Consider the following 22,684-nt stretch of genomic DNA (forward strand, 5'->3'; position numbering starts at 1 on the left):
GATCAGCTCGTCTCGTACTTGAACGAGAGGTCCAGCCGCACGCGGAAGTTCGTGATCTGCCCGTCCTCGATCGTCACGTCCTCGCGGACGACCTCCGCGATGCGCAGGTCACGCACCGAGCTGGCCGCGGTCTGAACCGCGTTGCGGGCCGCCGCCTCCCAGGACTCGCTGCTCGTACCGATCACCTGCGTGACGCGATAGACGCTGTCGGCCATGGGGCCTCCTTCGTACGAGATGGACGAGAGCGAACGTTCTCACGTCCTTGCTCCACTCGGAAGGGCTTCAGGCAACCGGACGCGACAGCAGCTGTCCCGCGACGCCGCGCCGCGTGCTGCCCGCGTGGAGCACGTCGAGCTGCCCCGCCGCCGGCACGGTCGCAAGCCGCGCCGACCAGCGGTTGCGTGCCGCGCGGCGCGGCACGGTGATGCGGGCGCGGGCGGTGAACACGCGGTCGCCGACCGTGAACCGCACGACGACGACGCCCCGCGCCCGGCGCGCGATCGTCCCCGCGACGCGCAGCACGCCGCCCGACCGGACCGACCGCGTCACCCGCAGCGCGGGCGCTCGCGTCGCCGCCACCAGCCGCGCGCTCGCCGGCCGGACGCCCGCGTCACCCGTGTACGAGAGCGTCACCGTCCCGGTGCGCCGCCGCCGCTGCACGGCGGGGAGCGCACGGGAGGCGGAGAACCGGCCCGCTCGCGGCCGCACGGAGAACCGCGTCGTCCGCCCGCCCGCGCGCAGCGCGATGCGGACCGATCCCGTCGCGCGCGCGACCAGCGATCCCGCCACCTCGAGCCGCCCGCGCCGGATCCGGACCCGCCGCACCTGCAGCGCCGCGGGCACGCGCGCCGTGGCACCTGGCGTCCCCGCCGGCGGCGTGCCCGGCGCCGGCCCGGCGCCGGCCCGGTCGTCGTCGGCCAGCGCGATCGCCGCCGAGGACGTGCCCAGCACCGCGCCCGACGGCGCGGCGAGCGTCACGCCGATCCGCTCGTCCGGCTCGACCACCGCGTCGTGCACGAGCGGCAGCTCCAGCGTCGTTCCCGCCGCCCCCGCCGGCACGGTGACGGTCGCCGGCGCGCCCGTCACGTCGCCGCCCGGATCGTCGACCGACACCGCCGCGGTGACCGGCACCCCGGCACCATCGACGTGCGCGACTGCAACGGGGACGCGCGCGACGCCGTCGGCCTCGTTCGCCACCGCGTCGCCGACCGACAGCACCGGGACGTGCAGCAGGTCGCCGTGGATCTCGTTCTTGAAACCGCCCGGCTTCGCGTCCCACACGACCTGGAAGCGAGCGCCGAGGCCCGCGATCGCCGGCCGCCCGGCGTCGGTGACGTCCTCGCCGTCGGGACCGGTCTGCCCGATGCGGAAGTCCGCGCCCGCGGGCGCGCCGCCGATCAGCCGCTGCCCGAGAATCTCCTGCTCGTTCACCGCCAACCCGCCGGTCTCGGGGTCGGCGCCCCACACGACGACCGCCTCGCGCGCGACAGGATCGGCGGCGATCGCCGGCGCCGACGCGTTGCTGCCCGCGGTCCCGTTGGGGCCGGTCTCGCTCGCGCGCACCGCATCGCCGTCGCGCGCGCCCGCCGCGGTGACGCGCTGGACGAACGCCTCGAACTCGTTGTCGGCGAGCCCGCCGGTCGCCGGGTCGCCCTGGTACGCCACGAGGAACCGGCTCGCCGCGGCGTCCCACGCGACGTCCGGCGACGGGTTCGTCCCGCCGGCCGTCCACGTGCCACCGGCGTTCGCCCCCTCGTCGCCCTCGGCGCCGGTGAAGCTGACGCGGAAGTCGTCGGGCCCGACCGGCGTGATCGGCGCGCTGCGGCCGTCGAGCAGCTGGCCGAAGAGCTCCTGCGACTGGAACGCGTCGTCGGGGGTCGGCTCCGCGTACCAGACGACGAGGTAGCGGCCGGACGCCGCGTCGTACGCGACCGCGGGGCGCTGCGTGTACGCCTCCGCGCCGTCCTGCGCCGCCGTGGCCGAGATGACGGCGTCGGAACCGAGCACGGTCCCGGTCCCGCTCACGCGCTGCACCTGGATCGTGTCGTCCTCGGCGCTCGCCACGTCCGTCGACCACGCGACGAGGAACTCGTCGCGGTCCGGGTTCCACGCGACCGACGGGCTCTCGGCGTCGTCCGCGGCGGCCGTCGGGCTGCCCGTCTCGCTGACCTGGATGAGCCCGCCCTCGACCGCACCCGCGCCCGTCACCTTCCGCGCCCACACCTCGAACTTGTCGTTCGGATGCCCGAGCGTCTGGTCGTCGATCGAGAACACGACGAGCCAGCGGTCGCTCGCCTCGCTGTACGCGACCGACGGCTCGGGGAAGACGAGCAGCGGGTCGGTGTCCTCGCCCACGCCCGCGAGGTTCAGCCGCGGGCCGACCGGCTGGCCGGCGGCGTCCAGGCGCTGGCCGTAGACGCCGTACGAGATCGAGCCGCCGGAGGCGTTCGGGTTCGCCGCGAACACGACGAGCGACTCGCCCGTGCGCGTGTTGACCGCGACGTCGGGGTCGGTCGCGAGCTTCGACGTCTCGGCGAGCGTCCCGGTCGTCGAAAGCTGCCGGTCGGTGCCGTCCTCGAGCGCCGTCGCGGGCGCCGCGACCACCGCCGTCGCGACGACCATCGAAACGAGCCACCGTCGTCCGTGCCTGCGCATCCCGCTCCTCGCGACGGGACGCTACCGGACCTCGATCCCCACGACTCGCACGTCGGCCGGTGTTGGTCTTCCTAACCGTGCCCTGAGCAGGAACTTCACCACGGAACGGCGGGACTTGGCGCCGTCTGGTACTTGACTTCCCAGTGGCCTACACAAGCGCCTAGCACATTCCTCCCCCGCCTGGACGCATGTTCGATAGAGGGCGCTTCGACAGCGTTGACTCGCAGGTTCGGACCGGCGTAGGGTCGGTTCCCAGCGAAGTACATCCACCTGAGCTGGTGGACCCAATTCACCGCCGGAAGGTCCGATCGCGGCGCGTTCACCCGGAACGTTCGTGCGCAAGGCCATCTGCTCCTTCGCCGGCTGACTCCTCGAGGAGGAGACATCGTGCGTTCTCTCTGGGCCCGCTGGGCGGGCCATCGACGCTTGCTGCTTTCAGCAGGCCTGGCCGTGATCGCGATCGCGGTCGTCATCCCTTCCGCCTTCGGCGTCCTCACGGGCAGCCCCTCGAAGTTCGAGGGAGACGACGGCAACATGATCGTCGACACGACCGGCAACGGCGACTGGAGCACGGTCGCCTTCGACAAGGTCACTGATCTGACGAACGGTCAGGACGACTCGTTCACACCGGGCCAGAAGCAGGACTCCGTGTGTCCGGGCGTCGAGCCGCACAGCAACCCGCCGAAGGACGACTTCAGCGCCGTCGCCTCCTACAGCGAGACGAGCGCGTCGCTGCGGACGTACCTCTACGGCGCGACGATCCGCGTCGCCCCGAACGGCAACGCGAGCGAGAACGTCGAGCTCAAGCAGGGCAAGAACGGCACCTGCGCCGGCTCCACCCTCCTGGCGCGGACCAAGGGCGACAAGCTGCTCTCCTTCGACTACCTCAACGGCGGCACGACGCTGGACCTGCACGTGCTCACGTGGATCGTCACGAGCAACCCCGCCAGCCCGGACTTCGACCCCAACAACGCGACGTGCTTCGTCGGCAACGACGTCCCGCCGTGCTGGGGCGCGAACGTGCTCGATCCGTCGGCGACGACGTTCGAGGGCAAGGCGAGCACGGCCGCGATCACGGCGGCCAACAACCCGATCACGAACGCGGCCCTGCAGGCCGGCCAGTTCGCTGAGTTCGCCGTTGATCTCGTCGGTGCGGGCGTCATCCCGGCGAACACCTGCAAGGCGTTCCCGCAGACCGTGTGGGAGTCGCGGGCGTCCGGCAGCAGCTTCGTGTCGACGACGAAGGACATCTCGATCGAGAACCGCACGATCTCCAACTGCGCGCAGATCAAGATCATCAAGCAGACCAACCCGCGCGGCCTCGACCAGAAGTTCTCGTTCACCTCCGACCTGCCGGCGAACTCGGCGGCCGGCGGCGTGGCGTGCACGACGGGCGGCGCGTCCGGCGTGTCCGCGACCGGCGCGTTCTGCCTCAACGACACGGGCAACACCGGCAAGGCGCAGGGGTCGACGACGACCGCCAACAACAGCACGGGCAACACGATCACGGAGACCGAGGTCCTCCCGGGCACCTACCACGTCACGGAGGGCGCGGACCCGACCGGGTTCGGGTTCAGCTCGGTGACGTGCACCGGGACGACCAACTTCAGCTCGACCGGGAAGGCGTTGACGGTGACGCTCGCCCAGAACGACAGCGTCGTCTGCGTGTACACGAACCAGCAGCAGCTGGGAGCCATCAGCGTGACGAAGGTGTCGGCGAAGGGCAACGCTCCGCTCGCCGGAGCCAGCTTCACCGCTACCGCGAGCGACGGGACCACCGTCTACAACATCGGGCCGACCAACTCCAACGGCACGGCGTGCGTGGCGAACCTCCCGTTCGACACGTACACGGTCGCGGAGAGCTCGGCGCCGAGCGGCTACGCGAAGGACGCTGCGTCGCAATCGGTGGTGGTGAACACCAACGGCAACTGCACGACTGGGGCGACCACGCCGGCGAACAGCTTCGTCGACACGCCGCTCTCGAAGATCCAGATCAAGTTCTTCTCGCTCGCGCAGGACACCAACGGCGACGTGACCAAGTCCCAGATCTCGTGCACCAAGGGCGGGAACACGGTGCCTGCGGTGACGGAGAACGGTGACCCGGATGCGTCGCCGTCGAAGTACGACGACACCGACGAGACGTTCGGCAACGGCACGAGCACGCTGACGCCGGGGGTCTACACCTGCACGATCGACGTCGACCCGTGAGGTCCTCGTTGACGTGACGGCATGAAGAGAGGGCGGCTTCGGCCGCCCTCTCCACGTTCGTGCCGCTACGGGACGAGGTTCTGCTGCTCGGCCGGGCAGCGCTGCTGCTGGAACGGCGCGTCGGCCATCTCCGCGGTCACCACGTAGTTGACGCTCTTCAGCGAGCCGGAGACCGTGAAGTCGTACATGCCGCCCGGGATCGCATGCCCGCCGACGTTCGAGCTGATCGAGAACGCCGGGACGAAGCACACCTGGTAGTGGTCGGTGCGACTGCCCTTGCTCGTGGAGGAGCCGACGAGCACGCCGCTGCGCGTCTCGCCCGTCGGGGCCTTCAGGACGAAGCTCTCGAGCGTGCCGGTGACGTAGAGGTCGGCCTGCACGCCGACGCCGCCGCCGTCCCACCAGATGCCGCCGCTGTAGTCGACGTTGCCGTCGCACAGGCGCTCGCTCGCGGTCAGCGAGCCGGACAGCGCGCCGCTCCACGTCCGCTGGTGCCAGTCGTCCTCGTTGAGGCACCAACCGGGTGCGTTCGGGTTCGGCGAGTTCCACGTCGATTCGCGCATCAGGCTGAGCGGTGACGATGCGCCCGCCGCCTGCTTGCGGCCTGCCAGCGCGGACGCCGGGCCGAGCTGCGCGAACGCAGCGAAGATGAGCAGCGCGAGGACGGCGACGCGGCAGGCAGGCCGCGTCGCGGACGCGGGCGTCCGTGACATGCGTGAGTACCCCTTGGGTGACGGGTGGACGGCCGACAACCGGTACGTTCCTGGCCCCCTGCCAGCCCCGCGGTATCCCCTCCGCCGGGTACCCAGTTCAGTCGGTGTCGGGTACTTGCGTCCCCTGTTATCGACAGGAAGGCGTGCGGATAAACACGAAGTTCGGCGACGCTGGACGGACCTCCGGATCGGTACCGTGCGCGGCGTGACGCGACTCGTCGTCATCGGCTCCGACGCGCCGGAAGTCGCTGCGGCGATCGACCGGAACGCCTACCTGCTGGACGAGGGTGACGCGACGCCCGAGCTGGCCGCGCGCCACCGCGGGCACGCCTTCGAGCCGGAGCAGCTGCTGCGCGACACGCGCGACCACGACGTCGTCGCGCTGCGCGGTTCGCTCGTCTCGCCGCTGACGCCGCGGTTCTCGATCCGCGACCTCGCGCTGCAGCTCGGCGCGCCGGTCCTGCTCACCGAGCCGGCGGCGCCCGGCCTCACGGGGCGTGCGCGGCTGGCGGTCGAGGGCGCGCTCGGCGCCGGGCTTGCGGTCGCGGCGACGATCGTCACCGGCTGGCCGGATCCGCCCGGCCGGGTGCTCCTCGACGAGCGCGTGCTGCTCTACCAGGTGACCGAGGTGCCGGTGCTCACGCTGAGCGCGGGGGAGCGGCCGGACTGGCCGGTCGACGACTGGTACGCGACGGCGCCCGCGACGCGCCGGGCGGCGCCGGTGCAGGTCGCGCTCGACCCGTACCACGAGTGGGAGGGCGACGTGCCCGGCGATCCCCGCAGCGCGCCGCGCCCGCGGATCATGGAGGCGCTCGCCGAGATCATCGCCACCGAGGGCCCGATGCTCGCGAGCCGCGCCTACGCGATCTACAACAGGGCATCGGGCGGCAAGAAGCTGACGAGCGTCGCGCGCGCGCCGCTGTCGAACTCCGTCTACCACCTCGCGCGCGAGGGCAAGGTCGCGCTGACCCGCGAGGACGAGATCCCGTGGCAGCGCGACGACGTCGTCCGCACGCCCGACTCGCCGCCCGTCGTCGTGCGGCAGCTCGGCCCGCGTGAGCTGATCGAGGTGCCGCTCGACGAGATCGCCGAGCTCATGCGCCGCCTCGGCGACGTCCCGGACCGCAAGCGCGCGGTGCTGAACGCCTACGGCCTGGTCCGCATGACGTCCCGCGCCGAGCAGTACCTCGCGACCGCGGAGGAGCTGCTCGGCGACGGCGACCGCGACGGGGCCGCCCCGGAGGGCTGATGGAGTCCGCGGCCGTCGCGCTCATGACGCGCCTGGGCCTGACCGACGAGGAGCTGTGCGCGGTCCTCGACGAGGACCCGCTGACGATCATCACCGACGAGCTGGCGCACCGGCCGGAGATCGGGATCCTGCTCGGCCTCACCGCCGAGCACGACCCCGCGCTGCTGCGGCGCTGGCTGCGCGCCGCCGGCCGTCACGGCCGCCCGATCGACCTGCTGCTGCGGCGGGACTTCGCCGCGTTCGAGGTCGCGCTCGCCGATCTCGACGAGCGCGGGCTGATCATCCGGGGACGCTGACCCGGATGTTGTCGATGACGGTCGGCGCCTCGATGCCGAGGTGCGTCAGCGTGCGCACGGCGCCGGAGCCGGGGTCGGCGAGCAGCGCGAGCAGCAGGTGCTCGGGCCGCAGGCGATCCGAGCCGGCGGAGATCGCCTCGTGCAGCGCGCGCTCGAAGGCGGCGCGGCAGTTCGGGGTCGGGTCGAGCTCGCCCGTGATCGACAGCGGCGCGTCGGTCACCTCGGCCAGCTCGCGGACCGCGTCGCGCGCGGCGTTGAGCTCGACGCCGGCGGTGCGCAGCGCGCGGCTCGCGGCGCCGACCTCGGTGCGCAGCAGGCCGAGGAGCACGTGCTCGGTGCCCAGGTTCAGCGCGCGCATCGCGCCCGCCTCCTGACGGCCGAGGTGCACGGCGAGCCGCGCGGCGCCCGTGAGGACGAACTCGCCGGACGCAGCGGAGGTGGAGGTGTCGCGCGCCTCGTCCAGCTGCTCGCGGACGAGACGGGCGTAGCGGCGGTGCGCGGCCTGCCGCGTCACCCCGAGCGCCTGCGCGACCTGGCTCCAGGACCAGCCTGCGCGCAACGCGTTCTCGACGTGGACCGCCTGGAGGCGGTCCAGGTGGCGGCGCAGGTCGCAGACCGCGCCGAGGGCCTCGCCCGGATCCTCCAGGCGGGCGGCGGTGGAGAGGAGCTCACTCGGCTCGGAACCAGTCATCTGCGGGGGTCAACGCCCGCTGACGTCACGGGTTGGAGAGTTGACGCGAGAAAACGCACGAACGGCCTAGAAGAACCGTCGAGACGGCGCGTTGGCGTTCGTTCAGGGTCGATGCACCAAAACAAGGTGCGGATCGCCCATGAACACAGGTTGACCGGGGCTGCAAGCGCCCCGGCGAGCGTCACTTCGGCTCGGGGCGGCGCTCGCCCGGCCACACGCCGGTGAGCCAGCGGAACCCCTCGGCGCCGCTGCGGTTGACCGCCGCGCGGACGGTCTGGAAGACGATCCCCTGGACGGCCGCGGCGCTCAGCACCTTCGCCCACGTCGTCTCGTCCTGCGTGGCCTTCGGGGCCTCCTCGTCGTCGAACTTGCTCCACACCCAGTTGAAGACGCTCTTGGACAGGAAGCCCGCCGCGAGGCCGAGGACGATGCCGAACGGGCGGTAGATCAGCCTGAGGATCACGTTGGGGACAGTACCCGCCACAAGTCGACCGATGCATGGTCGATACTGCTCGTACGACATGGGTGGTCAAGACGACACCCGGCACGAGTCCGAGGAGCTCCTGCGCCGCGCGCTGCTGGACGCCGAGGCAGCCGCCTCGGTCGCGCTGCGGGTCGAGCCGCTGTCCACCTGCCAAGCCCTGACGATCATCTTCCACGGCCGCCGCGATCTCGGGACGATCCAGACGTACGTCGCGCACGGCGGCCTGGGCGCGGGCGCGACCGTCGGCGCGGGCGACCTGCTGCGCGTCCCGTGCGACCTCGACCTCGGCGACGCGGGCGACCGCACGGAGGCCGAGGCGCTCTACGCCGCGCAGGCCCGCTCGCTGCGCGACAGCATCACCGCGGCTGACACAGTGCTTGCGGTGTGGAGCGAGCCGCTCGCGGACGTCGCCGAGTCGCCGGTGCAGGTCGACCGCTCGATCACGCTGCCGGTCGAGCTGCCGGCGCACCGGCTCATCCCGGTCGCGCTCGTCGCGCCCGAGCGCGGGGTGGTCGTCGCGCCGGTCTGCAGCGCGCGGACGCTCGCGGAGGGGCGCCCGCCGCTCGGCATCGCCTGCGCGCAGCAGGACGTCACGCGGATCTACCCGCTCGCCGACGACCCCGAGGCGTGCCTCGACGACTTCCTCGCGGTCGCGGCCGAGCACGCGCGCCAGCTGGCCGAGCGGCTCGACCACCAGGAGGCCTCGGTCGAGCGGTTCCTCGAGCTCAGCGGCGAGGGCGACGAGGCGTGACGCGACGCCGTCTCGTGCGCCGCCTGGCGATCGCCGGCGGCGTCCTCGTCTTCTGCGTCGCCGTGTTCTTCGTCACCCGCTGGCTGGCCGTCGACAACGGCGAGCGCGCCCGCGTGGAGGCGCTCCTGCGCGCACAGGCGCGCGGGGACGCGGCTGCGATGGCGCGCGAGATCGAGGGCTGCGACGCGGCCTGCCGCGACCGGCTCGCGGGGCTCGCGCAGCGACTGAAGACGGCGGACGGCGAGGTCGAGGTCGTCCGCTACGACAGCCGCACGAGCCACGCGCTGGGGGAGGAGACGGGCCCGACCCGGATCGTCTGGCAGGCCGAGGGAAGGCTCACGACAGTGCAGTGCGTGCTCGTCCGCCGTACCGGGTCGGTGCTGAGTGGGCCGCACGTTACGCTGCTGCGCCTGAGCGATCCGATCGGCCGTGAAGCGTCCTGCTGAAGCCGCATCGTTCCTCCCGTCCCGGTGTTCCCCACCCCGTGCGCCGCATGAACCGATCACTCCTGCCCCTGCTGCTCGGGCTCGCCGCCCTGCTCGTCCCGGCCGCGTCCGCCTCCGCTCAAGGCCTCGACGTCCCGTCGAAGCGGACGCTCTACGCCGACGGCCCGACGAACCGCTACCTCATGGACGGGCAGTGGCTGTTCCGCCTCGACCCGGACAGGGCCGGCATCACGCAGGGCTGGAACAAGCAGAGCTCGACCGACGGCTGGTCGGCCACGACGGTGCCGAACGCGTGGAACGCCGGCGACGAGTCGCCCGCGTCGATGGCCGGCGGCGTCGGCTGGTACCGCAAGGACTTCAAGCTGCCGTCGTCGAGCAGCCGGTTCGACTGGGTCATCCGCTTCGAGTCGGTCAACTACCGCGCGACGGCGTGGCTCAACGGCAAGCCCGTCGGCCGGCACCGCGGCGCTTACCTCCCGTTCGAGCTGCACCTGCCCGCGAGGGCGCTCAACCGCGGCGGGACGAACCGGCTCGTCATCCGGATCGACAGCGTCCGCAAGGCGTTCGACCTCCCGCCGTCGGGCCTCACGCGCACCGCGGTCCCGACCGGCGGCTGGTGGAACTACGGCGGGATCCTGCGCGAGGTCTACCTCAAGCAGGTCGACACGGCCGACTTCACCACCGTCCAGGTCCTGCCCGACCTCGCGTGCCGCACGTGCGCCGCGTCGGTCCGCTTCCGCGTCGGCGTCAAGAACTTCTCGGGCGCGAGCCAGCGCCTGCGGTTGAGCGGCAAGTTCGGCGGCCAGCGGGTGAGCTTCGACTCGATCGGCGTGGGAGGCCGCCGCTCGACCACGTTCGAGTCGAGCATCCGCGTCTCGTCGCCGCGGCTGTGGTCGCCGCGGCACCCGTCGCTCTACAGCGTCACGCTCGACCTGCGCGCGGGGGACCGGGTGGTCGACCGCTGGAGGCTCAAGTCGGGCATCCGCTCGGTCAAGGTCGTCGACGGGCGGCTGACGCTGAACGGCCTGCCGATCTCGTTCCGCGGCTACGGCTTCCACGAGGACGACCGCAAGATGGGCTTCGCGATCGACAACGCGACCCGCGAGCGCTACGTCCAGGACGCGATCGACTCGGGCGCGACGCTGCTGCGCTCGCACTACCCGCTCCATCCGTACTTCCACGAGCTGGCCGACCGGCGCGGCCTGCTCATCTGGTCGGAGATCCCGATGTACGCGCTCAAGACGCCGGAGCTGAAGAAGGAGATCGTCCGCGCGACCGGCGCCCGCGAGCTGCGCGAGAACATCCTCACCAACGGGTCGCACCCGTCGATCATCACGTGGTCGGTCGGCAACGAGCTCTCGTCGAAGCCGGGCCCGGTGCAGGGCGAGTACCTCCAGCGCGCGGCGACGCAGGCGCGCGCGCTCGATCCCACGCGGCCCATCTCGTACGCCGTCGCGGGCTACCCCGCCGCGGGCTGCCAGGCGCGCTACAAGCCGCTCGACATCATCGGCATCAACGACTACTTCGGCTGGTACCCCGGCCCGAACGGCCAGATCGCCGACCGCACGGTGCTCTCGGACTACCTCGACTCGGTCCGCGCGTGCTACCCGACGAAGGCGGTCGTGGTGTCGGAGTTCGGCGCGGAGGCGAATCGCCGCGGGCCCGTCGAGGAGAAGGGCACGTTCGAGTTCCAGCAGGACTTCATCAACTACCAGCTGGGCGTCATCAACTCGAAGACGTGGCTGAGCGGCGCGGTCTACTGGGCGCTCAAGGAGTTCCGCGTGCGGCCGTCGTGGGACGGCGGCAACCCGCGGCCCCAGCCGCCGATCCACCAGAAGGGCGTCGTGGACTTCGACGGCAACCGCAAGCCGGCGTTCTTCGACCTGCAGCGGCTGTTCAAGGCGTTCGACCAGTACCCGGGCGATCCTGTGCGCGCGGCTCGCGCGAGCGCGGGCGCGGGGCGTGACTGAGCGCCCTCGCTACCATCGTCTGCCGTCATGGCCTCCTCCGACACCACTTCGCTCGCCATCGCCACTCGCGACCTCGAGGGCTCCCGCGCCAACCGCCGCCTGCGGCGTGACGGCCGCGTCCCCGGCGTCCTCTACGGCGGGGACGGCGATCCGGTGGCGTTCAGCGTCGACTCGCGCGAGCTGCGCCACGCTCTGAACGCGGCCGGCGCCGTGGTCGAGCTGTCGCTGGACGGCAACAAGACGACCGCCGTCCTCAAGGACTTCCAGCGCCATCCGGTGCGCGGCGACATGATGCACGTGGACTTCCTGCGCGTGCGCATGGACCAGCCGATCCAGACGCCCGTGCTCCTGGAGCTCACCGGCGTCGACGAGGCCCCCGGCACCGTCGAGGGCGGCGTGCTCGAGCAGACCCTGCGCGAGCTCACCGTCGAGGCCCTGCCGGCCGAGGTGCCGGAGTCGATCCAGTTCGACGCGTCGTCGCTCGAGCTGGGCGCCACCGTGCACGTCTCCGACCTCACCGCTCCCGCCAAGGTGACGATCATCGACGACGCCGAGACGGTCGTCGCGTCGATCACCATCCCGCGCGCGGTCATCGAGGAGCCGGAGGAGCCCGAGACCGAGACCGAGCTGGTCGGCGAGGGTGCGGAGGGCGCCGAGGCGTCCGCCGAGGGCGAGGGCGACGCCGAGGGCGGCTCCGGCGACGCCGAGCAGCCCGACACCACCGAGGAGTAGTTCCGCTCCGTGCGCCTGCGCCGTCCGGGCGGCCGTGGCGGCGGCGGCCGGGACATCGTCGCGCCGGTCGACTGGCTCGTCGTCGGGCTGGGGAACCCCGGCGCGCAGTACGCGGGCACCCCGCACAACGTCGGCTTCGAGGTCGCCGACGCGCTGGCGCGGCGGTGGGACATGCCGCAGGCGCGCAAGAAGTTCAACGGCCTCGTGGCCGACGGGCGCACGGGCATCGGCGGCCCGCGCGTGGCCGTGCTCCTGCCGCAGACCTTCATGAACGAGGCGGGCCGCTCCGCCGGCCCGGCGCGCGGCGCGTACAAGGTCGACCTCGATCGCGTGCTCGTCATCCACGACGAGATCGACCTGCCGTTCGGCGAGATCCGCACGCGGACCGGCGGCGGGCTGGCGGGTCACAACGGCCTGAAGTCCCTGCGGCGCGAGCTCGGCGACCCCGGCTTCGTCCGCGTCCGCGTGGGGGTCGGCCGGCCCGACTCGACCGATCCGGACATCGTCGCGTCGTACGTGCTCGGGAAGTGGCGCCAGCCGCGCGAGGAAGTCCGCGCGCTCGTCGAGCGGGCTCGCGACATCGCCGAGGACATCGTCCTCGGGCGCCGCGAGCCCTGACCTCTCCTACACTCGGTGAAGACCTCGGCCGGGCCTCGTGCCCGGTCGCTGTGCGTGCCCTGACATGGCCCTGAGAACCCTCCTCCAGCACTTCGACGACAACGCGGAAGCGGTGCAGCTGCACCGTGAGGGCGGGCGCGCGTTCGTCAGTCAGGCCTTGCGGCCGTTCCTCGTCGCGGGGCTCGCCGAGGCGGAGGCCGGGCCGCTGCTGGTCGTCGCCGGCGACGACCGCCAGGCCCGGGATCTCGCGACGGACCTGACGGCGTGGCTGGCGCCGCGGCCGGTGCGCTTCTACCCGAGCCGCGGCGTCACGTACGAGTCGCATCTCGCTCCGCCGCCGCACCTCGTCGGCCTGCGCGTCGCCGCCATCGACGCGCTGCTCGACGACCCGAACGACTCCGCGGAGGCGCCGGTGGTCGTCGTGTCCGCCGTCGCGCTCTCCGAGAAGGTCCCGGATCCGGAGCTGCGCCCGCACGGGTTCACGATCGCCAAGGGCGACCTGCTCGACCTCGACGAGACGGCGGACCGGCTCGTCTCGATGGGCTACGAGCGCGCCGACCAGGTCGAGGACCGCGGCCAGTTCGCGATCCGCGGCGAGATCCTCGACCTCTACCCGGCGACCGCGGACCGCGCGGTGCGCGTCGACCTCTTCGACATCGAGGTCGAGACGCTGCGCGAGTTCTCCACCTTCACGCAGCGCAGCTTCGGCGACGTCGACGTCGTCGAGATCGCCCCGGCCGCGGAGCTCGCCGCCGAGCACCGCGAGCTCGCCGAGGTCGCGGCGACCGACGACGAGAGCGAGCGGCCGGACATCGCCGAGCTGCTGCCCGTCGACCGCTTCCGCGCGTTCCTCGAGCTCGCCCCGCAGACGGCGCGGATCGTCATCGCCGCCGAGGAGGACGTCGAGCCCGCGCTGCGCGACCACTGGCAGGACGTCTGCACGGCGTTCCACGACCAGGACGCCCACGACCTCTACATCCACCCCGACACCGTCCTCGGTGCGCTGACGGACCGGGCGAAGATCCGCCTGTCCAGCATCAGCGGCAACCAGCCGCTCGAGTTCCGCGCCCAGACGGCCGACACGGCCGCGCGGTCGCTGAAGGAGGCGGAGACCGAGCTCGAGAAGCTCGTCCGCTCCCAGTACCGCACCGTCGTCACGTGGGCGACGAGGGCGGAGGGCGAGCGCGCCGCCTACAACCTCGCCCGCATCAAGGCGGCCTGGGATGCCAGCGAACCGCTGCGCTTCGTCCACGCGCGACTGCGCGACGGCTTCATCGCGCCCGGCTTCAAGCTCGCCGTCCTCCCGGACCACCGCCTGCTCCGCCGCCGCCGCGCCGAGAGGACCGGCGGGATGGACGCCGGACGGCGGCGCAAGGGCACCCTCCGCTCGTTCGCCGACCTCCGGACCGGCGACATCATCGTCCACGAGGACCACGGCCTCGCCCGCTTCGCCGGCTTCGACACGAAGACCGTCGCGGGCGTCACCCGCGACTACCTGAACCTCGAGTACGCCGGCACCGACAAGGTCTTCCTGCCCGTCGACCAGCTCGCGAAGATCAGCCGCTACGTCGGCGCGGGCGGCGCGCATCCGCCGCTCTCCAAGCTCGGCGGCAAGAGCTGGGAGGCGATGAAGACGCGCGCCCGGCGCGCCGCGCAGGAGCTGGCGGGCGAGCTGCTCAACCTCTACGCCGAGCGCCGCCGCCGCCGCGGCCACGCGTTCCCCACCGACTCGGAGTGGCTCGTCGACTTCGAGGGCAAGTTCCCCTACCAGGAGACGCCCGACCAGCGCGAGGCGATCGAGCTCGTCAAGGCCGACATGGAGGGCGAGCAGCCGATGGACCGCCTCATCTGCGGCGACGTCGGCTACGGCAAGACCGAGGTCGCGCTGCGCGCGGCGTTCAAGGCGGCCGACGCCGGCAAGCAGGTCATGGTCCTCGTGCCGACGACGATCCTCGCCCAGCAGCACTACGGCACGTTCGCCGAGCGCCTCAAGGACTACCCCTTCACGATCGAGCACGTCAGCCGCTTCCGCCCGGCGAAGGAGCAGAAGGAGGCGATCGCCGGCTTCGCCTCCGGCGCCGTCGACATCCTCATCGGCACGCACCGCCTGCTCAGCCGCGACGTCCGCGCCAAGGACCTCGGGCTGATCATCGTCGACGAGGAGCAGCGCTTCGGGGTCAAGCAGAAGGAGCTGCTGCGCCAGCTGAAGCTGAAGGTCGACGTCATCGCGATGAGCGCGACGCCGATCCCGCGCACGCTGCAGATGTCGCTGGCCGGGCTGCGCGACATCACCGTCATCGAGACGCCGCCCGAGGGCCGGCGCCCGATCAAGACCTACGTCGGCGAGTACGACGAGGAGCTCGTCAAGCAGGCCCTGCAGCGCGAGAAGGCGCGCGGCGGCCAGGCGTTCTTCCTCCACAACCGCGTCGAGACGATCGACGAGACGGCCGAGCGCCTGCGTGCGCTGTGCCCGGACATGACGTTCGAGGTCGGTCACGGCCAGCTCGACGAGAAGCAGCTCGAGGAGCGGATGCTGCGCTTCCTGCGCGGCGAGGCCGACGTGCTCGTCGCCACCTCGATCATCGAGTCGGGCATCGACATCCCGCAGGCGAACACGCTCATCGTCGAGCGCGCGGACACCTTCGGGCTCAGCCAGCTCTACCAGATCCGCGGGCGCGTCGGCCGCAGCCGCGAGCGCGCGTTCGCCTACCTCCTGTACCCCAGCGCCGCGACGCTGACCCCGGAGGCCGCGAACCGCCTCAGCGCGCTCAGCGACTACACGGAGCTCGGCGCCGGCTTCAAGGTCGCCATGCGCGACCTCGAGCTGCGCGGCGCGGGCAACCTCCTCGGCGACGAGCAGTCCGGGCACGTCGCCGCGCTCGGCTTCGAGCTCTACATGCAGATGCTCGACGAGGCGGTCGCGGCGCAGGCCGGCATCGACGACGACGCGCCCGAGCCCGTCCGCCTCGACGTCAACGTCGACGCCTACGTGCCCGCCGACTACGTGCCGTACGAGCAGGCGAAGGTGGACGTCCACCGCCGGATCGCGGCCGCCGTCGAGGTGTCCGAGCTCGAGAGCCTGCGGGAGGAGCTGGCCGACCGGTTCGGGCCCGTTCCGGAGCCGCTCAGCAACCTCATCACGCTCCAGCGCGCCCGCATCAAGCTGGGTCAGGCGGGGGCCCGCGCGGTGTCGTTCAAGGGGAACCGACTCGCGGTGACACCTGTCGAGCTAGACTCGCACCGCGCCCGGAAGCTCCGTCAGGAGATCCCGGAGGCGTTGTACGAGTCGGGCAAGTCGCAGGTCTCGGTGCGCGTCCCTGATGATCCCGAGCAGCGGTTCCCGGCGGTCGTCCGTGCTGCGGACGTCCTTCTTGCGGTGACTCGCGAAGCCGCTTGAGACTCGATTAAGTCCAACCCGCTTCCCTGATCCAGCTATGAACCACGCCAGCACCCCCCGCCGCCGCATGCCCCGGAGGGCCCTGGCGGCCGTCTGCGTCCTCGCGCTGCCCGCCGCTGCCTTCACTGCATGTGGCGGCGACAGCCTCCCGGGCGACTCCGTCGCGAAGATCGGCGACTCGACGATCAAGAAGGAGACCTTCGACCACTGGATGAAGATCGCTGCGATCTCGTCGCAGGGCGCCACCCAGGGCAACAAGGCTCCGACCGTCCAGATCCCGCAGCCGCCGGACTACACGGCCTGCGTCGCCGCGAAGAAGAAGAACGCGCCGAAGCCGGCCAAGGGCCAGCCGACGCCGACGGACAAGGACTACAAGAACCAGTGCCAGCAGGAGTACGAGGGCCTGCGCGACCAGGTCATGCAGCTCCTGATCCAGAACGAGTGGGTCTCCGGCGAGGCCGAGCAGCAGGACATCGAGGTCACTGACGCCGAGGTCAAGAAGGCCTTCGACCAGCAGAAGAAGCAGTCGTTCCCCAAGGAAGCCGACTACCAGAAGTTCCTCAAGACCTCCGGCTTCACCGAGGAGGACGTCCTCTTCCGCGTGCGGCTCGAGCAGCTCTCCAACAAGCTGCGCGAGAAGGTGACCAAGGGCAAGGACAAGGTCACGCCGCAGCAGATCACGGACTACTACAACAAGAACAAGCAGCGCTTCGCGCAGCCCGAGCGCCGCGACCTGCGCATCGTGCTGACCAAGACGCAGGCCAAGGCGAACGAGGCCAAGCAGGCGCTCGAGAGCGGCGACAGCTGGAAGGCCACCGCGAAGAAGTACTCGATCGACCAGGCCTCCAAGGCGCAGGGCGGCGTGCTGCTCGCGGTCGCCAAGGGCCAGCAGGAGCCGGCGCTCGACGAGGCCGTCTTCAAGGCCGACAAGGGCAAGCTCGTCGGCCCGGTCAAGACGCAGTTCGGTTACTACGTCTTCGAGGTCACGAAGGTGACGAAGGCCAGCCAGCAGACCGAGCAGCAGGCCTCGGCGACGATCAAGGGCATCCTCGCCTCCGAGAACCAGCAGAAGGCCCTCGACGCGTTCATCAAGGACTTCCAGAAGGAGTGGAAGGAGAAGACGAACTGCCGCAAGGGCTACGTCACGCAGGACTGCAAGAACGCGCCGAAGCAGAAGACCACGGCGACGACGGCCGCGCCGGGCGCGCAGACGTCGACCACGCCGCAGCCGTAGGCGCCGTCCTCATCAGCTGATCACGCGAAGGGCCGCCACGGCGGCCCTTCGTCGTTCTCAGGCGACCGGCTCGTCGAGGACGAAGATCTCGAACCCGCGCGGCGGGTGGAAGACGATCTGGCTGTGGTAGTTGACGACCCTGCGGCCCGTCAGCTCGGCCACCGTCGTCGTCATCGTGGCCGAGATCGCCTCCTGGAACGCGAGGCGGTAGCCGCGGACGACGTTCTCCTGCCCGGCCGCGACGAGCGTCTCCTCGTTGCGGGTCAGGCCGCCCTCGAGCACGGTGAGCACGTACTCGCCGTTGAGGAACGTCCGCGCCCGCTCGGGGCCGCGCCCGTAGTGCTGCTTGAAGAGCGCGACGATCGCCGACGAGACCGCGCTCGCGATGTTGCTCGTGTCGCCTTCGGTCACTGTCCCGGGACTACCCGGGTTGGCGACGGAGAAGCGCTCGCGACGCATGCGCGATCACCCACGTGCCGTCGTCGCGCCGCCGGACGTGGCCGGCGTCCTCCAGCCGGCGCAGCGCCAGCGAGGTCGTCGGGCGCAGGCCGCCGGACAGGGCGCCGAGCTGCGCGTGGGTGAGCGGGAGCCGCATCGACACGCCATCGGACGAGACGCGCCCGCGCCGGTCGGCGACGTGCCACAGCACGCCGAGCACCCGTTGCTCGATCGTCGGCAGCGCGAGGATGGCGGCGTGCACCGTGGTGCGGGTGGCGTAGTCGACCGCGCGCCGGTGCAGCGCGGAGAGCAGTCCGGGCCAGCGCTCGGCGAGCCGGTCGAACCTGGTCTCGAGGACGGCGAGCCGCACGGGCTCGATCGCAGTCCAGGTGGACGCGGCGGGAACGCTGCCGTCGTAGTCGAGCCAAGGGTCGACGACGTCGGCCGCGTCGACGACCTGCGCGAAGCGGCGCCCGGCGATCGCCACCGTGCGGAGCAGCGCGCCGTCGACCACGACGACGGCGCGCGGCCGGTCGCCGTCCGGCGGGGGCGTCCAGGGGCCGGGGGCGATGTCGAGCGCGGGGAGGTGCGCGACGCGGTCGGCCAGCTGCTGGTCGCAGTCGGGGAACGCGGCCCGGAAGTCGTCGCCGAGCTCGCGCAGAGCGACGGCGCCCGCTGGGGTGGTGGAGGTGGGGAGGGTGGCGGCCAAGGCAGGGGTGAGCGACGAGCTCGGCCCCGCCGGGTGCCCTGCTGAACCAGGCTCCCGACTGCCGCCGTTGCGACGAGGACCACGACCGCCGATCCGACGGCTGTGGCTGGCGTTCAGGGTAGCGTGCGGATCGTGACGCGCCAGGACATCACCGACGCGGTCGGCCGGCTGGACGACCTGACGCGCAAGCTGCGCGTGGAGTGCCCGTGGGACCGCGAGCAGGACGAGCGCTCGATCGTCCCCCACACGGTCGAGGAGGCCTACGAGCTCGCCGACGCCGCCAACCGCGGCGACGACGCCAAGCTGCTCGACGAGCTGGGCGACGTGCTGTTCCAGGTCCACTTCCTCTCGCTGCTGATGGAGGAGCGCGGCGCGGGCACGATGGCCGACGTCGCCGAGCACTGCCGCCAGAAGCTCATCCGCCGTCACCCGCACGTCTTCGGGGAGACCGAGGCCGAGACGGCCGGCGAGGTCCTGCGCAACTGGGACGCGATCAAGCAGACCGAGCCCGGCCGCGAGCAGGGGATCTTCGGCGAGGTGCCCGAGAACCTGCCGGGACCGCTCTACGCGAGGAAGGTGCAAAGACGCGCGAAGACGGCCGGGATCGACGCCCCGGAGGCCGACCTGCAGGCCCTCGCCGGCGCCGCGGACGACTTCGACGGCATCGGCGAGCTGCTCTTCGCGGTGGTCGATCGCGCCCGCCGCCTGAAGGTCGACCCGGAGCTCGCGCTGCGCGCCGCAGCCGATAGGTTCCGGGCCGCCCATGAGTGACATCGAACGCCTTCACGCCCGCCAGATCCTCGACAGCCGCGGCAACCCCACCGTCGAGGTGGAGATCGCCCTGCGCTCCGGCGCGACCGGCCGCGCGGCCGTTCCGAGCGGAGCGTCGACCGGCGAGTTCGAGGCCACCGAGCTGCGCGACGGTGGCGACGCGTGGCTCGGCAAGGGCGTCTCGAACGCGGTCGGCTACGTCAACGGCGAGATCGCCGGGGCGCTGAAGGGCTTCGACGTCCTCGACCAGCGCGGCCTGGACCGCGCGCTGATCGACCTCGACGGCACGCCGAACAAGAGCCGCCTCGGCGCGAACGCGATCCTCGGCGTCTCGCTCGCCGCCGCCCACGCGGCGGCGGCGGAGGAGCGCCAGCCGCTGTGGCGGTACCTCGGCGGCGACGCGGCGCACATCCTGCCCGTGCCGATGATGAACGTCCTCAACGGCGGTGCGCACGCCGACAACTCCGTCGACTTCCAGGAGTTCATGGTCGTCCCCGCGGGCGCGACGTCGTTTCGCGACTGCCTGCGGATGGGCGCCGAGGTCTACCACCACCTCAAGAAGACGCTCCATGACCAGGGGCTGTCGACCGCGGTCGGCGACGAGGGCGGCTTCGCGCCGGACCTGCCGTCCAACGAGGCTGCGCTCGAGGCGCTCGTGCGCGGCATCGAGGCGGCCGGCTACACGCCGGGGGAGGACGTCGTCATCGCGCTCGACCCGGCGACGAGCGAGATCCGCGACGGCGACATCTACGACCTCGCCAGCGAGGGCCGCAAGCTCTCCTCGGCGGAGATGGCCGACCTCTGGGCGACGCTGTGCGACAAGTACCCGATCGTCTCGATCGAGGACGGCATGGACGAGGAGGACTGGGACGGCTGGAAGGCGCTGACGGACCGGATCGGCGACCGCGTCCAGCTCGTCGGCGACGACCTCTTCGTGACGAACACGGAGCGCCTCAAGCGCGGCATCGACGCGGGCGTCGGGAACTCGATCCTCATCAAGGTCAACCAGATCGGGACGCTCACCGAGACGCTCGACGCGATCTCGATGGCGCGCGAGGCGGGCTACACCGCCGTCATGTCGCACCGCTCCGGCGAGACCGAGGACGTGACGATCGCCGACCTCGCCGTCGCGACCGGCTGCGGCCAGATCAAGACGGGCGCGCCCTCGCGGTCGGACCGCGTCGCGAAGTACAACCAGCTGCTGCGCATCGAGGAGCAGCTCGGCGCCGACGCGACGTACCCGGGGCGGTCGGTCTTCCGCCGCTAGGCGGGCATCTTCTCCTGCGCCTGCGACTCCGCGGCCCGGCCGGTGAGCTCCATCGGCCTGGCCGGCGGGTCCGGGAGGATGAGGTCCTCGGTGACGGTGAGGTCGGCGTCGACGTGCACGAGCGTCCCCGGCTCCACGATCCGCCAGGCCGGGTTCTCGTCCATGCGCTCGCTCGCGACGACGACCACCGGGCGGTCGCCCGCCTCGTCGGAGTGGAAGTGCATGGTGCCCTCGGGCGAGTCCTTCTCCAGCGCGCGCGTGGCGCTCACGGCCGGGTTGCGCTCGTGGATCCAGAGCTCGTTGCCCTCGGGGTACCGCAGCGCGTAGAGGTCCGCGGGCGTCGCGAGGACGAAGTTCAGGCTGTAGAGCTCGACGTGCTCGGCGAGCCAGCGCGTCGCCGCCGTGATCCCGGCGGCGACGTCGCCGCCCTCCTCGCGGATCGCCCGGGTGATGAGCGCGAAGAGGCGCTCGCTGTCGGTGTCCCCGGCGACGAGGTCGTCCTCGAGCGCGCCGAGCCGTTCGTCGACGAGCTCGAGGTCGCCCACCACCCCGTTGTGGCCGAAGATCCGGCCGTCCTGGACGAACGGGTGGGTGTTGGCCGGGGTCAGCTTGCCGACGGACGCGTAGCGGACGTGCGCGAGGAACACGGGGGAGCGGCGGCGCTGCGCTTCGCAGGCGAACGGCTCGGCGTCATGCGCGGGCATGGGCGCCTTCTCGACGACCGGCGTGCCGTCCGGCAGGAACGTCCCGAGCCCGTACCCGTCGGGGTTCCGGTGGCTCTGCCGGAGCAGCGACTCCGGCGCGTCGAGCAGCCAGAAGCGCGCGGTGACCGGTTCATGGCCGGCGTGAAGCCCGAAGAGACGGCACATCGGGTAGTCGTCCTTCCCATGCTGATGCGCTTCGATCCCTTCCGCGACTTCGATCGTGCGTGGCACGAGCTGGCGCAGGCCAGCCAGCAGGCCGCGCGCTCGTTCCCGATGGACGCCTACCGCCGCGGCGACGCGTTCGTCGTCCACTTCGACCTGCCGGGCGTCGACGCGTCCTCGATCGACCTGACCGTCGAGGAGAACACGCTGACCGTGCGCGCCGAGCGGCGCTTCCAGCAGGAGGAGGGCGACGAGATCCTCGTGGCCGAGCGGCCGCAGGGCACGTTCACCCGCCAGCTGCTGCTCGGCGACCAGCTCGACGCCGACCGGATCTCCGCCGGGTACGACCGCGGCGTGCTGACCCTGACCATCCCCGTGGCCGAGCGCGCGAAGCCGCGGCGGGTGGAGATCTCGACCGGCAGCGACTCGCCCGAGGTGATCGAGGGCAACGGCTGACCGGCGCAAGACCTCGTGCGGCGGGGCGGCGGAGAAGAAGGGTTCTCCGCCGCCGGCACGAACTGCGCGGTGGATGGCCGCCACTCCGCATTCCGCGCTGCGCCGGCCCGCCGCGCGCGTCCGCTGGGACCGCGTCGGGCGGGTGGCGCTGCTGCTCGTCCTGCTCGGCGTGATCGCGCTCTACATCAACCCGCTGCGGAACTACGTGTCGACGTGGCAGGAGCAGGGCCGCCGCACTGCCGAGCTGACCCAGCTCGAGAAGGAGAACGCCGAGCTGCGCGCGCGCCAGCGCGGGCTGCACGACCCCGTCGTACTCGAGCGCGAGGCGCGCCGCCTCGGCATGCTCAAGCCGGGCGAGCGGGCGTTCGTCGTGGAGGGCCTACCCTCGGGCCGGTGAGCCCGTTCGACACCGCGACGTTCCAGTGGCAGGAAGGCGAGCGCCGCCTGCGCGAGGCGCCGCCCGAGCAGCGACCGGTCCTCGACCGCGTCGTCGACCGCGTCCTCGCCGAGTTGCGCCGCCGCCTCGGCGGCCCCTTCTCCTCGACCGAGCTGGTGGCGCTGTACGAGCGCGAAGGCACCGACTGGGCGATGGAGATCGCCACGAACGCCGCGCCGGAGGATCCGTGGGCGTGGGACCCGCGCCTCGTCGCCGACGCCGCGTTCGCCCGCTACCTCAGGGAGGCGACCGACTACGCGGGCGGCCGGAGGCTCGAGCGGGGCTGAGACGCCACCC

At 72.0% G+C, this 22,684-nt stretch carries 23 protein-coding genes; 15 read left to right on the plus strand and 8 right to left on the minus strand.

The genetic code is table 11. The features are described from left to right. Positions 1–2: 2 nt before the first annotated feature. Both AC1UE4_RS17655 and AC1UE4_RS17660 read right to left on the minus strand, forming a co-directional pair. On the minus strand, positions 3–215 hold the full coding sequence (locus tag AC1UE4_RS17655; protein WP_482918620.1) for a dodecin family protein: 213 nt from the start codon (positions 213–215) through the stop codon (positions 3–5). A 67-nt stretch (positions 216–282) separates the two neighbouring features. Beyond that, positions 283–2,622, minus strand: coding sequence for a serine/threonine-protein kinase (locus AC1UE4_RS17660; RefSeq protein WP_482918621.1), 2,340 nt, complete (start codon positions 2,620–2,622; stop codon positions 283–285). A gap of 483 nt (positions 2,623–3,105) precedes the next feature. On the opposite strand from AC1UE4_RS17660, the gene AC1UE4_RS17665 reads away from it, so the two are divergent. Next, on the plus strand, positions 3,106–4,863 hold the full coding sequence (locus AC1UE4_RS17665) for a SpaA isopeptide-forming pilin-related protein (RefSeq protein WP_482918622.1): 1,758 nt from the start codon (positions 3,106–3,108) through the stop codon (positions 4,861–4,863). 65 nt (positions 4,864–4,928) lie between these two features. Here the strand turns inward: AC1UE4_RS17665 and AC1UE4_RS17670 are convergent, their stop codons facing one another. Further along, entirely contained in the window at positions 4,929–5,576 is a 648-nt protein-coding gene (locus tag AC1UE4_RS17670; protein WP_482918623.1) for a hypothetical protein, read from the minus strand. Positions 5,577–5,781: 205 nt separating this feature from the next. Between AC1UE4_RS17670 and AC1UE4_RS17675 the strand changes: the two genes are divergently transcribed. Beyond that, a complete protein-coding gene (locus AC1UE4_RS17675) occupies positions 5,782–6,825 on the plus strand; it encodes a hypothetical protein (RefSeq protein WP_482918624.1) in 1,044 nt (347 codons plus the stop codon). Continuing rightward, positions 6,825–7,121 carry a hypothetical protein gene (locus tag AC1UE4_RS17680; protein ID WP_482918625.1) on the plus strand — a complete coding sequence of 99 codons (297 nt, stop codon included), beginning with the start codon at positions 6,825–6,827 and terminating at the stop codon, positions 7,119–7,121. Before AC1UE4_RS17675 ends, AC1UE4_RS17680 begins: the two co-directional genes overlap by 1 nt. Here AC1UE4_RS17680 and AC1UE4_RS17685 read toward each other — a convergent pair. Both AC1UE4_RS17685 and AC1UE4_RS17690 read right to left on the minus strand, forming a co-directional pair. Next, positions 7,105–7,812 carry a Clp protease N-terminal domain-containing protein gene (locus tag AC1UE4_RS17685; protein WP_482918626.1) on the minus strand — a complete coding sequence of 236 codons (708 nt, stop codon included), beginning with the start codon at positions 7,810–7,812 and terminating at the stop codon, positions 7,105–7,107. The two genes, AC1UE4_RS17680 and AC1UE4_RS17685, sit on opposite strands and share 17 nt — an antisense overlap. Positions 7,813–7,993: 181 nt before the next feature. Then, complete coding sequence (locus tag AC1UE4_RS17690; protein ID WP_482918627.1) at positions 7,994–8,275, minus strand: DUF4235 domain-containing protein; 282 nt, start codon at positions 8,273–8,275, stop codon at positions 7,994–7,996. A gap of 58 nt (positions 8,276–8,333) precedes the next feature. On the opposite strand from AC1UE4_RS17690, the gene AC1UE4_RS17695 reads away from it, so the two are divergent. The 7 genes from AC1UE4_RS17695 (at position 8,334) to AC1UE4_RS17725 (ending at position 17,444) form a co-directional block, all read left to right on the plus strand. Then, on the plus strand, positions 8,334–9,047 hold the full coding sequence (locus tag AC1UE4_RS17695) for a hypothetical protein (RefSeq protein ID WP_482918628.1): 714 nt from the start codon (positions 8,334–8,336) through the stop codon (positions 9,045–9,047). Beyond that, positions 9,044–9,493 carry a hypothetical protein gene (locus AC1UE4_RS17700; protein ID WP_482918629.1) on the plus strand — a complete coding sequence of 150 codons (450 nt, stop codon included), beginning with the start codon at positions 9,044–9,046 and terminating at the stop codon, positions 9,491–9,493. The genes AC1UE4_RS17695 and AC1UE4_RS17700 overlap by 4 nt, the downstream gene beginning before the upstream one ends. Before the next feature lie 47 nt (positions 9,494–9,540). Continuing rightward, positions 9,541–11,463, plus strand: a complete 1,923-nt coding sequence (locus AC1UE4_RS17705; RefSeq protein ID WP_482918630.1) for a glycoside hydrolase family 2 protein — start codon at positions 9,541–9,543, stop codon at positions 11,461–11,463. A 27-nt stretch (positions 11,464–11,490) separates the two neighbouring features. Continuing rightward, on the plus strand, positions 11,491–12,195 hold the full coding sequence (locus tag AC1UE4_RS17710) for a 50S ribosomal protein L25 (protein ID WP_482918631.1): 705 nt from the start codon (positions 11,491–11,493) through the stop codon (positions 12,193–12,195). 9 nt (positions 12,196–12,204) lie between these two features. Then, the gene (pth, locus tag AC1UE4_RS17715; protein WP_482918632.1) at positions 12,205–12,813 is read left to right on the plus strand and encodes an aminoacyl-tRNA hydrolase; all 609 of its coding nucleotides are present in this window, start codon (positions 12,205–12,207) and stop codon (positions 12,811–12,813) included. 64 nt (positions 12,814–12,877) lie between these two features. After that, the gene (gene mfd / locus AC1UE4_RS17720; RefSeq protein ID WP_482918633.1) at positions 12,878–16,210 is read left to right on the plus strand and encodes a transcription-repair coupling factor; all 3,333 of its coding nucleotides are present in this window, start codon (positions 12,878–12,880) and stop codon (positions 16,208–16,210) included. Between the two features lie 67 nt (positions 16,211–16,277). Further along, positions 16,278–17,444, plus strand: a complete 1,167-nt coding sequence (locus AC1UE4_RS17725) for a peptidyl-prolyl cis-trans isomerase (protein ID WP_482918634.1) — start codon at positions 16,278–16,280, stop codon at positions 17,442–17,444. Between the two features lie 57 nt (positions 17,445–17,501). Here the strand turns inward: AC1UE4_RS17725 and AC1UE4_RS17730 are convergent, their stop codons facing one another. Beyond that, a complete protein-coding gene (locus tag AC1UE4_RS17730) occupies positions 17,502–17,855 on the minus strand; it encodes a Na-translocating system protein MpsC family protein (RefSeq protein ID WP_482918635.1) in 354 nt (117 codons plus the stop codon). A gap of 10 nt (positions 17,856–17,865) precedes the next feature. Beyond that, complete coding sequence (locus tag AC1UE4_RS17735; RefSeq protein ID WP_482918636.1) at positions 17,866–18,591, minus strand: Crp/Fnr family transcriptional regulator; 726 nt, start codon at positions 18,589–18,591, stop codon at positions 17,866–17,868. 132 nt (positions 18,592–18,723) lie between these two features. Here AC1UE4_RS17735 and AC1UE4_RS17740 point away from each other — a divergent pair, with 132 nt between their 5' ends. Then, on the plus strand, positions 18,724–19,362 hold the full coding sequence (locus AC1UE4_RS17740) for a MazG nucleotide pyrophosphohydrolase domain-containing protein (RefSeq protein WP_482918637.1): 639 nt from the start codon (positions 18,724–18,726) through the stop codon (positions 19,360–19,362). After that, on the plus strand, positions 19,355–20,629 hold the full coding sequence (gene eno, locus AC1UE4_RS17745) for a phosphopyruvate hydratase (RefSeq protein ID WP_482918638.1): 1,275 nt from the start codon (positions 19,355–19,357) through the stop codon (positions 20,627–20,629). The genes AC1UE4_RS17740 and eno overlap by 8 nt, the downstream gene beginning before the upstream one ends. Here the strand turns inward: eno and AC1UE4_RS17750 are convergent. Further along, positions 20,626–21,498, minus strand: coding sequence for a class II glutamine amidotransferase (locus AC1UE4_RS17750; RefSeq protein ID WP_482918639.1), 873 nt, complete (start codon positions 21,496–21,498; stop codon positions 20,626–20,628). The genes eno and AC1UE4_RS17750 overlap by 4 nt on opposite strands. Positions 21,499–21,516: 18 nt before the next feature. Here AC1UE4_RS17750 and AC1UE4_RS17755 point away from each other — a divergent pair, with 18 nt between their 5' ends. The 3 genes from AC1UE4_RS17755 to AC1UE4_RS17765 all read left to right on the plus strand — a co-directional run bounded on the left by AC1UE4_RS17755 (position 21,517) and on the right by AC1UE4_RS17765 (position 22,674). Beyond that, a complete protein-coding gene (locus tag AC1UE4_RS17755) occupies positions 21,517–21,951 on the plus strand; it encodes an Hsp20/alpha crystallin family protein (RefSeq protein ID WP_482918640.1) in 435 nt (144 codons plus the stop codon). A 73-nt stretch (positions 21,952–22,024) separates the two neighbouring features. Beyond that, a complete protein-coding gene (locus AC1UE4_RS17760; protein WP_482918641.1) occupies positions 22,025–22,348 on the plus strand; it encodes a septum formation initiator family protein in 324 nt (107 codons plus the stop codon). Continuing rightward, a complete protein-coding gene (locus AC1UE4_RS17765; RefSeq protein WP_482918642.1) occupies positions 22,345–22,674 on the plus strand; it encodes a hypothetical protein in 330 nt (109 codons plus the stop codon). The genes AC1UE4_RS17760 and AC1UE4_RS17765 overlap by 4 nt, the downstream gene beginning before the upstream one ends. Positions 22,675–22,684: the final 10 nt, after the last annotated feature.

Source organism: Parviterribacter kavangonensis (assembly GCF_056863335.1).

Bases quoted from the DNA above. Each gene is read 5' to 3' on its own strand.
- AC1UE4_RS17695 (WP_482918628.1), top strand. From the start codon at position 8,334: ATGGGTGGTCAAGACGACACCCGGCACGAGTCCGAGGAGCTCCTGCGC.
- AC1UE4_RS17685 (WP_482918626.1), bottom strand. From the start codon at position 7,812: ATGACTGGTTCCGAGCCGAGTGAGCTCCTCTCCACCGCCGCCCGCCTG.
- AC1UE4_RS17725 (WP_482918634.1), top strand. From the start codon at position 16,278: ATGCCCCGGAGGGCCCTGGCGGCCGTCTGCGTCCTCGCGCTGCCCGCC.
- AC1UE4_RS17705 (WP_482918630.1), top strand. From the start codon at position 9,541: ATGAACCGATCACTCCTGCCCCTGCTGCTCGGGCTCGCCGCCCTGCTC.
- AC1UE4_RS17670 (WP_482918623.1), bottom strand. From the start codon at position 5,576: ATGTCACGGACGCCCGCGTCCGCGACGCGGCCTGCCTGCCGCGTCGCC.
- eno (WP_482918638.1), top strand. From the start codon at position 19,355: ATGAGTGACATCGAACGCCTTCACGCCCGCCAGATCCTCGACAGCCGC.
- AC1UE4_RS17710 (WP_482918631.1), top strand. From the start codon at position 11,491: ATGGCCTCCTCCGACACCACTTCGCTCGCCATCGCCACTCGCGACCTC.
- AC1UE4_RS17680 (WP_482918625.1), top strand. From the start codon at position 6,825: ATGGAGTCCGCGGCCGTCGCGCTCATGACGCGCCTGGGCCTGACCGAC.
- AC1UE4_RS17755 (WP_482918640.1), top strand. From the start codon at position 21,517: ATGCTGATGCGCTTCGATCCCTTCCGCGACTTCGATCGTGCGTGGCAC.
- AC1UE4_RS17750 (WP_482918639.1), bottom strand. From the start codon at position 21,498: ATGTGCCGTCTCTTCGGGCTTCACGCCGGCCATGAACCGGTCACCGCG.
- AC1UE4_RS17760 (WP_482918641.1), top strand. From the start codon at position 22,025: ATGGCCGCCACTCCGCATTCCGCGCTGCGCCGGCCCGCCGCGCGCGTC.
- AC1UE4_RS17655 (WP_482918620.1), bottom strand. From the start codon at position 215: ATGGCCGACAGCGTCTATCGCGTCACGCAGGTGATCGGTACGAGCAGC.
- AC1UE4_RS17660 (WP_482918621.1), bottom strand. From the start codon at position 2,622: ATGGTCGTCGCGACGGCGGTGGTCGCGGCGCCCGCGACGGCGCTCGAG.
- mfd (WP_482918633.1), top strand. From the start codon at position 12,878: ATGGCCCTGAGAACCCTCCTCCAGCACTTCGACGACAACGCGGAAGCG.